Source organism: Halorubrum rutilum (genome assembly GCF_024494565.1).
Genome location: NZ_JANHDN010000001.1, coordinates 646,549 through 656,608, shown reverse-complemented (window position 1 = coordinate 656,608; position 10,060 = coordinate 646,549). Strand labels below are relative to the sequence as shown.

General features: G+C 71.2%; 6 protein-coding genes. 1 reads left to right on the top strand and 5 read right to left on the bottom strand.

Annotation, left to right across the window (positions count from 1 at the left end; genetic code table 11):
• Positions 1–573 precede the first annotated feature (573 nt).
• Together NO900_RS03415 and larE are read right to left on the bottom strand one after the other, a co-directional pair.
• The gene (locus tag NO900_RS03415; RefSeq protein WP_256407803.1) at positions 574–777 is read right to left on the bottom strand and encodes a hypothetical protein; all 204 of its coding nucleotides are present in this window, start codon (positions 775–777) and stop codon (positions 574–576) included.
• Positions 778–876: 99 nt separating this feature from the next.
• Positions 877–1,863, bottom strand: coding sequence for an ATP-dependent sacrificial sulfur transferase LarE (gene larE / locus NO900_RS03410; protein WP_256407802.1), 987 nt, complete (start codon positions 1,861–1,863; stop codon positions 877–879).
• A gap of 195 nt (positions 1,864–2,058) precedes the next feature.
• Between larE and NO900_RS03405 the strand changes: the two genes are divergently transcribed.
• Positions 2,059–4,089: a MutS-related protein gene (locus NO900_RS03405; protein ID WP_256407801.1), complete on the top strand. Its 2,031-nt coding sequence runs from the start codon at positions 2,059–2,061 to the stop codon at positions 4,087–4,089.
• On the opposite strand, the gene NO900_RS03400 is transcribed toward NO900_RS03405, so the two are convergent.
• The 3 genes from NO900_RS03400 to tatC all read right to left on the bottom strand — a co-directional run bounded on the left by NO900_RS03400 (position 4,062) and on the right by tatC (position 10,003).
• A complete protein-coding gene (locus NO900_RS03400) occupies positions 4,062–4,604 on the bottom strand; it encodes a hypothetical protein (RefSeq protein WP_256407800.1) in 543 nt (180 codons plus the stop codon). The genes NO900_RS03405 and NO900_RS03400 overlap by 28 nt on opposite strands.
• A gap of 101 nt (positions 4,605–4,705) precedes the next feature.
• Entirely contained in the window at positions 4,706–7,657 is a 2,952-nt protein-coding gene (gene uvrA, locus NO900_RS03395) for an excinuclease ABC subunit UvrA (protein WP_256407799.1), read from the bottom strand.
• 93 nt (positions 7,658–7,750) lie between these two features.
• Positions 7,751–10,003, bottom strand: coding sequence for a twin-arginine translocase subunit TatC (tatC, locus tag NO900_RS03390; protein ID WP_256407798.1), 2,253 nt, complete (start codon positions 10,001–10,003; stop codon positions 7,751–7,753).
• Positions 10,004–10,060 lie beyond the last annotated feature (57 nt).

The following is a 10,060-nucleotide window of genomic DNA, read 5'->3' as shown; positions in this document are numbered from 1 at the left end:
CTTTGAGCAACCGGCACAACCTCCCCGATGAAGCGGGAGATTTGTGTCATAGGCAACCGAATCTTCCCGCTTCAACTCCTTTGATTTAGTGGCCTACCTCGCTGCTGTATGGCGATTCAACACAGCCTTTTTAACCGGCCCGCGGACCGTCGACTGTCGCCCCAATTTATAACCACCCCTAGATGACGGCGGCGATCGCTCGGAACTCAGGGTTGCGGTGGCGCGTGCCGACGAGCGGCCACCGGCCGCGAGTCGCACGCGCGAGGGACGCCGCGAGCGAAGCGAGCGGCGAGGCTGGGGAGGTGTGAGGCTGCGGTGCTGTGCGGGGCGGGACTCAAAGGGGCAGCCGCGAGGGCGAAGCACGGCGACGCAAGCACTGCAAGGAGCGAGCGTAGCGAGCGACTGAAGCGCGCAGCGAGCCGCGCGAGCCCTCGCGGCTGGGGCTTTGGAGATGTTCTCTGCCGATCCATAGTCATCGCTCACGTATAGCTGAGCGGCTGGGGCTTTGGAGATGTTCACCGACGATCCGCAGCTGTCTGCTTATAAACGAGCAACCCCGTGTTCCCGTCTCGCTTATTCCCCGTCGGCGTTCGCGAGGAACTCCACGTCGCCGGCGATGACGGCGCTCGCGATGACCCCGCAGCCGATCAGCAGCGCGACGACGAGCGTCGTCAGCGCCACCGAGAGCGCGCTCCCGCCGATCGCGACCCCGACGAACGCGCCGACCGCGCCGCCGACGCCGCCGGCGATGACCGCGAGCGTCTGTGCCTCGCTCATAGCTGTCGGTTTCCCAACACCGGTAATAAGCGTTCGCGTCGGGGTCTCACGGGTGATAACGCGAGCGACCCCTCACCTCGAACCGAACTCGTCGCCCCCTCAGCGCGGATACCGCCGCCCGAGGTTCGGGTCGCTCCCGCCGTCGTTACGGTCGATGTCGCCCTCTTCGTCGCCGTCGTTACGGTCGCCGTCGCCCTCTCCGTCGCCGTCGCTCTCGCGGCCGCCGTCGTCCCCCTCTCCGCCGCCCGGACTCACGCTCCCGGTCCGGTAGCCGGCCATGTCGAGGGTGACGTAGTCGAACCCCAGATCGGTGAGGTGCTCGTGGACCGCGTCGGCGAACGCCGGGTCCAGCGCGCGCTCCAGCTCGTCCGGCGCGATCTCGACGCGCGCGAGCCCGTCGTGGTCGCGGACGCGGAACCCCTCGAACCCCCACTCGCGGAGCACGCGCTCGGCCTTCTCCACGCGGGTCAGCCGCGCCTCCGTCACCTCCAGTCCGGTCGGGATCCGCGAGGAGAGGCAGGCCATCGACGGCTTGTCGGCGACCGAGAGGTCGTACGCCTCGGCGATCTCGCGCACCTCCGCCTTCGAGATCCCGGCGTCCAGCAGCGGCGAGACCACGTCCAGTTCCTCGACCGCGCGCAGCCCGGGGCGGTGGCCCTCGCCGGGGTCGTCGGCGTTCGTCCCGTCGCAGACGGTGCCGATCCCGAGCTCCTCGGCCGTCTCGTACATCCGGCCGAGCCGCATCGTCCGGCAGTGGTAACACCGGTCGCCGTCGTTGGCGACGAACTCCGGGTCGTCGAGCTCGGAGAAGGCGACCGTCTCGTGGCGGATCCCGATCTCGCCGGCGACCCGTTTCGCGTCGTCGAGCTCCGCGGCCGGCAGCGTCTCGCTCCGCGCCGTGCACGCGACCGCGTCGTCGCCGAGGGCCTCGCGCGCGAGCGCGGCGACGACCGCGGAGTCGACGCCGCCCGAGAAGGCGACGAGGACCCCGTCGCGCTCGGCGAGCGCGTCCCGCGCGGCGGCCGCCTTCGCCGCCGTCTCCGGGTCGAGACCGTCCCCGTCGGCGGCGAGGGTGTGGTGGCTCATGGCCCCGGTTCGGCGGCGGCGGGAAAAAGCGCGTCGCCCGCGACCGAGGACTCGTCGGCCGCAACGGGAAGCGCGCCGGCCGCGACGGCGGACGCGTCGGCCGGGACCCGAGGCCCGGTCGCCGTCCGAAACCCGCCGCGGCGGCGGGATCGCGACCCCCATGCTTTTGCGCGTCGCCGCGATAGCCGCGAGTAGATGGAGCTGGAGGCGATCCCCGGCGTCGGAGCGAAGACGGCCGCCGCGCTGCGCGAGCTCGACGACCCGGTCGGGACCGTCGAGTCGGGCGACGTCGCCGCCATCGCCCGCGCGCCCGGCGTCAACGAGGCCCGCGCGGCCCGCATCGCCCGCGGCGCGATCCGCCGGCGACACGGCGACGACGGCCGGGTGCTGGCGACCGACCGCGCCCGCGAGGTGTACCGGGAGGCGATCGACCTGCTGCGCGAGCGCACGGTCACCGACTACGCCGCCAAGCGCCTGGAGACGTTCTACCCGAGCGCCTCGGCCTCGCGGATCGCGGAGGCGCAGTCGTTCGTCGAGTCGGCGGTCGAGCGCGACCCGGACCCTGCGGTCCTAGAGGCGCTCGCCGGGGTCGAGCCGCTGTCCGACCCGCCGACGGTCCGGGTGCGCGACCGCTGCCTCGCGACCGCCGACGCCGAGACGCTCGCGCGGGCCGAGTCGGCGGTCCCCGAGCTCTCGGTCGAGACGGTCGAGGACGCCCGCGACGTCTCCGAGCTCGCCCGGTCGTACGCGACCGTGATCGTGCTCGATGAGGCGTTCGCCGGGCTCGACGTCGAGGGGGACGTCCACGTCCGGCCGGACGCCCTCGACGAGCCGGCGGAGACCGTCCCGGAGCGACTGCTCTCCTTCTTCGCCGCGAACCGCGAGCGGCTGGAGGCGGCCGCGGCGGTCCACGAGGCGGCCGCGTCGGCGGGCGACCCCGTCGCCGGCGGCGAGCCCGCGGCGGACCCCGACGCCCTCCGCGACGCCCTCGCGCGGCTCGACGACGACGGGACGATCGTCGGGGACGCGGAGCTGGAGCGGCTGACCGCCGCCGTCGACGACCTCGACGCCGCCGTGTCGACCGCGGAGTCGGTCGCCGACGACCGCCTCCGGGAGGCGATCCGCGAGCGCGACGTGACGATCGAGGGGACCGACTTCCTCTCCCTCGTCGAGCAGGGCGCCCGCGTCGACTCGCTCCTAGACCGCGAGCTCGCCGACGAGTACGACGAGGCGCTGGCCCGCGCCCGCGAGCACCTCGCCGACGCGCTCCGCTTGGAGCCCGAGGAGGCGGAGCTCGCCGACCGCGTCTTCGGCGGCGACCCCTCGTTTCCGGTCGATCACGACGAGAGCGCCGTCTCGCGGCTCCGAACGGAGCTCTCCGCGGCCCGCGACCGACGGGCGGCGACGCTGAAGGCCGAGCTCGCGAGCGACCTCGGCGACCTGCGCGAGCCCGTCGAGGACCTCGTCCGCGACGCCCTCGAACTCGACGTGGAGCTCGCCGTCGCGCGGTTCGCCCGCGACTTCGACTGCGTCATGCCCGAGGTGGTCGACCCGGGCGCGGCGGGTGGACCGGACGCGAAGGCCGAGAAGGGCTTCCGGATCGAGGGCGGCCGCTCGCCGCTCCTCAACGTCGACTTCGCCGACGCCGAGCCCGTCGACTACGCCGTGTCGGGCGCGACGCTCCTCTCCGGGGTCAACTCCGGCGGCAAGACCTCGACGCTCGACCTCGTGGCGCTCGTCGTTGTCCTCGCGCAGATGGGGATGCCCGTGCCGGCCGCGTCCGCGACGGTCGAGCGCTTCGAGGAGGTCCACTACTACGCGAAGTCGCAGGGGACCCTCGACGCGGGCGCCTTCGAGGCGACGCTGCGCGACTTCGGCGACCTCGTCGAGGGGGCCGACGGCCGGCTCGTCCTCGTCGACGAGCTGGAGTCGATCACGGAGCCCGGCGCCTCCGCGAAGATCATCGCGGGCATCCTGGAGGCGCTCGACGGCCAGGACGCCACCGCCGTCTTCGTCTCCCACCTCGCCCGCGAGATCCGCGACGCCGCCGACTTTGACGTCGCCGTCGACGGGATCGAGGCCGAGGGGCTCGTCGACGGCGAGCTTCGGGTGAACCGGTCGCCGCGGAAGGGCCACCTCGCGCGGTCGACGCCGGAGCTCATCGTGGAGAAGCTCGCGGACGACCGCGACACCGAGTTCTACGGCGACCTGCTGGAGAAGTTCTGAGCCGCGAGCGCGGTCGCCGCCGACCCCTCCGGCTCGTCGGGCCACACGAGCCGCCACTCGCCGCCGTCGGTCGCGACCAGCCACCGGAGCTCGAACTCGCCGCCCTCGACCCCGTCGTCCGCGACGACCGCCGAGACGACGGCGTTCTCCGCCGCGATCGATTCCACCTCCCCCTCGTCGAGCGAGGCGGCGAGGAAGCCGGAGATCGCCCGGATCCGGTCGGCCGAGACGTCCTCGGTCGCGACCGTCGCGCCCGCGAGCTCCTGTCTGACGGTGCTGTCGAACGCCATCGGAACGTCCTCGGCGAGGCGCGCGAGCGGTGACGCGCCGTGCGCGAGCGCCGCCACGTCGTCCGCGAACGCCTCGCTGTCCTCGCTCGCGCTCGCCCGTCGGTAGTACTCCTCGACGACCGCCACGGAGCCGTCCGGGCCGTCGTCGCCGCCGATGGAGGAGCAGCCGGCCGCGAACGCGAGGACCGATACGCCGCCCGCAGAGAGGAACGCTCGGCGTTCCATAGGGGCGTGCCAAGGACTACCAAAACAAAACCCCTTCGCCGGCGTTCCGACGGAGAGAGCCGGAGACGGCGTCGAACTCACTCCCGGCTCGGTCGCCCGGATCAGTCGTCGTCCGCGGCCGCGGGCTTCCGGCGGTCGTCGCGGGGCCCCGCGATGTCGACGTCGGGGAGCAGGTCGCGCAGGTACTGCCCGGTGTGCGAGTCGTCGTTCCGCGCCACCGCCTCGGGGGTCCCGCTCGCGACGAGCTCGCCGCCGCCCTCGCCGCCCTCGGGCCCGAGGTCGATGATCCGGTCGGCGTTCTTCACCAGGTCGAGCTCGTGCTCGATGACGACGACCGTGTTGCCGCCGTCGACGAGGCGGTGGAGCACGTCGATGAGCTTGCGCTCGTCCTCCTTGTGAAGCCCCGTCGTCGGCTCGTCGAGCAGGTAGAGGGTGTCGCCGGTCGCCTTCTTTCCCAGCTCCTCGGCGAGCTTCACGCGCTGCGCCTCGCCGCCCGAGAGGGTGGTGGAGGGCTGGCCGAGCTCCATGTAGCCGAGCCCGACGTCCTTGAGGAGCTTCAGGCGGCGCCGGAGCCCCTGGTGGCTCTCGAAGAAGTCGTACGCCTCGTCGACGCTCATGTCGAGCACGTCGGAGATGGTCGCGCCCTTGTACTCCACGTCGAGCGTCTCGTCGTTGTAGCGCGCGCCGCCGCACTGCTCGCAGGGGACGTACACGTCCGAGAGGAAGTTCATCTCGATCTTCACGGTCCCCTGGCCGCCGCACTCCTCGCAGCGCCCGCCCTTCACGTTGAACGAGAAGCGGCCCTTCTCGTAGCCGCGGCGCTTCGCGAGCTTCGTCTCCGCGAACAGCTCGCGGACGTAGTCGAACACGTCGGTGTACGTCGCGGGGTTCGAGCGCGGCGTCCGGCCGATCGGCGACTGGTCGATGAGCCGCACCGTCTCGATCCCGTCGATCCCCTCGATCGCGTCGTGCTCCCCGGGGTCGACCGAGGTGTTGTCGTTCATCTCGCGGGCGAGCCCCTTGTACAGGATGTCGTGGACCAGCGTCGACTTCCCGGAGCCGGAGACGCCCGTGACGGTCGTCAGCGTCCCGAGCGGAATCGACACGTCGACGTCCTTGAGGTTGTGCTGGCGGGCGCCCCGCACCGTCAGCTTCCCCTCCGGCTCGCGGCGCTCCCCCGGGACGGGGATCTCCTTCCGGCCCGCGAGGTAGTCGGCGGTGACCGACTCGTCGGCGTCGACGATGTCGTCGAAGTCGCCCTGCGCGACGACCTCGCCGCCGCGCTTGCCGGGACCGGGCCCCATGTCGATGATCTCGTCGGCGCGGCGCATCGTCTCCTCGTCGTGCTCGACGACGAGGAGGGTGTTACCCAGATCGCGGAGCCCGGTGAGCGTGTCGAGCAGGCGGTCGTTGTCGCGCTGGTGGAGCCCGATCGACGGCTCGTCGAGGACGTACAGCACGCCGACGAGCCCGGAGCCGACCTGCGTCGCGAGGCGGATGCGCTGGCTCTCCCCGCCGGAGAGCGTCGACGCCTCGCGGTCGAGCGTGAGGTACTCCAGCCCGACCTCCTCCATGAAGCCGAGCCGCGCGCGGATCTCCTTGAGGATCTCCTCGGCGATCTTCGTGTCGCGCTCGCCGAGCCGCGCCTCCATCCCCTCGAAGTGCGCGCGGGCGTCGGCGATCGACATCCGGTTCACCTCGGTGATCGGCGTCCCGTCGACGAGGACGTGCCGCGACTGCTCCTTCAGGCGGGTGCCCTCGCACTCCGGGCACGTCGTCACGGCCATGAACTCCTCGATGTGGTCGCGGGCGCGCTCGGAGTCGGTCTCGACGTGACGGCGTTCCAGGTTCGGGATGACGCCCTCGAAGCGCTCGGTCTTCTCGCGCGTGCCGTTCTTCGTGGTCCACTCGAAGTGGACGCGGTCGTCGGTGCCGTAGAGGAACTGCCGCCGGACCGACTCGTCCAGCTCCTCGAAGGGCGTCGAGAGCGAGACGCCGAAGTGCTCGGCGACGTTGTCGAGCTGGCGGGAGTAGTAGGTGCGGTCGTAGCTCCACGGCTCGAACACGTGTTTCAGCGGCTTCGAGGGGTCCTCGACGACGAGGTCCTCGTCGACCTCCTTCGTCGAGCCGATCCCCTCGCACTCGGAACAGGCGCCGTAGGGGCTGTTGAAGGAGAACGAGCGCGTCTCGACCTCGGAGAACTGGAAGTCTGAGTTGGGGTTGCCGAGCTCCTCGGAGAACTCGACGATCAGCCGGTCGTCGCCCTCGGCGTCCTCGGCGAGCGACCCGGTCGAGCGCGTGTTGGAGGCGAACGGGACGTCCTCCGGCGGGTCCGGGACGATCAGCTTGAGCGCGCCGCCGGCCTCCTCTAGGGCGGTCTCCACGGAGTCGGTGATCCGCGAGCGGGCGTCGGGCGAGACGGTGACGCGGTCGACGATCACGTCGATCGTGTGGTCGTAGTTCTGGTCGAGCTCGGGGTCGTCCAGGGTCAGGTCGACCGGTTCCCCGTCGACCTCGACGCGGGCGTACCCGTCCGAGACCAGCTCCTCGAACAGCTCCTCGAAGGCCCCCTTCTGGTCGCGGACGACCGGCGCGGCGATCTTCGCGCGGGTCCCCTCCGGGAGTTCGAGGATCTGGCTCACCATGTCCTGCGCGGACTGCTCGCCGACCTCCTCGCCGGTGACGGGGTCGTACTGGGTGCCGATCCGGGCGTACAGCAGCCGGAGGTAGTCGTGCAGCTCGGTGACGGTCCCCACGGTCGAGCGGGGGTTGTTCGCGGCGTTCTTCTGGTCGATGGAGATCGCGGGCGAGAGCCCCTCGACCGACTCCACCTGCGGCTTGTCCATCTGTCCGAGGAAGTTGCGGGCGTACGCCGACAGCGACTCGATGTACCGGCGCTGCCCCTCGGCGTACACCGTGTCGAACGCGAGCGACGACTTCCCCGACCCGGAGAGCCCGGTGACGACGGTGAACTCCTCGCGCGGGATCCGGACGTCGAGGTCCTTGAGGTTGTGTTCCTCGGCGCCGCGGACCTCGATGTAGTCCTTGCTCATTTCGTCCGCTCTTAGCGTGCGCGCGCGGGAATACTCGTCGGTCGCGGCGGTCTCACGCGAGGGATCGCGACGACCGTTCGGCGACCGTGTCCCTCACCGATCCACGACCTTCGAGGGCGGCGAGAGGTTCCGGCGCCCGCCGACGGTGACGAGGAACAGGAGCCCGACGCCGACCCCGTACGCCGCCATCAGCGGGAGCGTCGCGAGGAACATCGTGATCACGTCGGCCGGGGTGAACACCGCCGCGAACAGCATGATCCCGACGGTGACCTCGCGCCAGCGGTTCCGGAAGACCCGGTACGGGACGCCGGCGTCGTTCAGCAGGACCATCGCGATCGGGATGTCGGCGAGGAAGCCGATCCCGATCGTCGTGTAGACGACGAGCCAGAGGAAGTCGCTCACCTGGTAGGTGATCACCATGTCCGCGAGCCGCGCGTCGGTGACGAGCCAGCCGATGAGCCCCGGCGCGATGTACGCGTACCCGAGCGCGAAGCCGCCGATCAGCCCGCCGAGCAGCGCGCCCGCCCAGAGGTACACCTTGTATATCCGGCCGGCGACGAAGCCGCGATCGCGGAGGGCGGGCCACGCGTAGTAGAGCGCGACCGGGAACACCGCGACGATCCCGAGCAGGATCGAGAACTTCACCATGAAGATCAGCGCCTCGACCGGGTGGAGCGTGATGATGTTGATCCCGCCCTCGATCTCGGCCGGGACGCGCCGTTCGAGGTCGCTCCGCACCGTCGCCAGCCCGCCGAGGTACAGCCACGTGAACGCGGCCGCCATCACGCCGCCGAACACCACGAGCAGGATGAACGACTTCGAGCGCAGCGAGTCGAAGATGAACTTGAGGTCCGTGTAGTAGCCGCCGATGTCGTCCTCGGCCGCCTCCTCCTCGCCGTCGGTGAGCTCGGAGAGGAACGTCGAGCTCGCGCGGGAGGTCCGGTCCTGCACCGCGCCCACCAGTCCGCCCTGGTCGCCGCCTGCGCCGCCCCCACTCCCCGCGCCGCCGGCCCCGCCCGACCCGGTCGCGTCCGCGTCGTCGCTCCCGTCGCCGCCGGCGCCGTCGTCTCCCCCCTCGTGCGCCTCGTCGAAGCGGTCGAGGATCGCCTGCGCCTTCTCCGGATCGTCGTCGTCGATGGCGGCCTGCGCGAGCGCGAGCGACTCCTCCTCGTCCATCGCTTCGAAGGCGGCGTCGGGGGCGGCCCGGACGCCCGCGGCGTCGAGCTCGCCCACGTCGATTGCGGCCGGGTCGCCGTACCGGTACCCCGCGCTCGTCGTGTCGAGGTCGGCGTAGACGGCCCACAGCGTCGCGACGACGACGAAGACCAGCGCCCAGAGGGCGACGTAGATCCCGGCGCCGGTCGCGGGGTCGACGCCGAGTCCCGCGCCCGGTTCGAGGAACCGCCAGTCGCTCCCGGCCGCTCGGAGGAGGTCGTTGAGGAGCGTCCGCCCGCCGTACTCGTAGAAGGCGTAGACCAGGCCGCCGCCGAGGACGGCCGCGCCGCCGACGACGTTCCAGTGGTTCCGCGCCGCGCCGAGCACGTCGATGCGGTCGGAGCTCCGCTGGGCCGTCACGACGAGCTTCGCGAGGTAGAGGCTGAAGCCGTAGAGGGCGATCAGCGGGAACGCCCACATCAGCTGCGTGAACGGGTCCGGCGGCGAGAACACCGCGCCGAAGACGAAGATGGCGACGACGGCGTAGCGCCACTTGTCGCGGAACGTCTCGTACTGGACGATCCCGGAGTACGAGAGCCCGGTGATGAGGAGCGGCATCTGGCCGGCGAGCCCGAACGACAGCGAGAGGAAGACGATGAACTCCGTCCACATCACGATGGAGTAGGTGGGCTGGATCCCGGCCTCCAGCCCGAAGCCGGCCAGGAAGGAGAACATGATCGGGAAGAAGGCGTAGACGCCGTAGCCGACGCCGACGCCGAACAGCCCGCCGCCGAGGAGCCCGATCCCCGCGAGCTTCCAGCGCGGGATCGGCGACTGCGGCCACATCCCCCGGGCGCGGAGCTCGCCGCGGGAGACGTAGATCAGCGGCGGGATCGCGGTGATCGCGCCGACGATCAGCCCGATCTTCGCCTGCAGGAGGATCACCTCGAACGGGGTGGTGGCGATGACGTCGGTCTCGGCGGCGACCGCGGGGGACATGTTCGACTCCGTGACGGCCCTGAGCCGGTCCCAGATGTACACGCGGAGCGCCCAGAACGTCGCGAGGAAGCCCAGCAGGAAGACGACGAACACCTTCTGGAGGTCCTTCTGGATCGACCGGAGGAACGCCTTCGCCGACTCGCGGCCCGCCGCGAGCGACTGCTGGGTGTCCTCGTCGAGGGCACTCGCCATACGGGAGAGGAAGTCCGTCCCCGTTATCAACCTTTTCGACCCGCCGCGCGCGCCGCG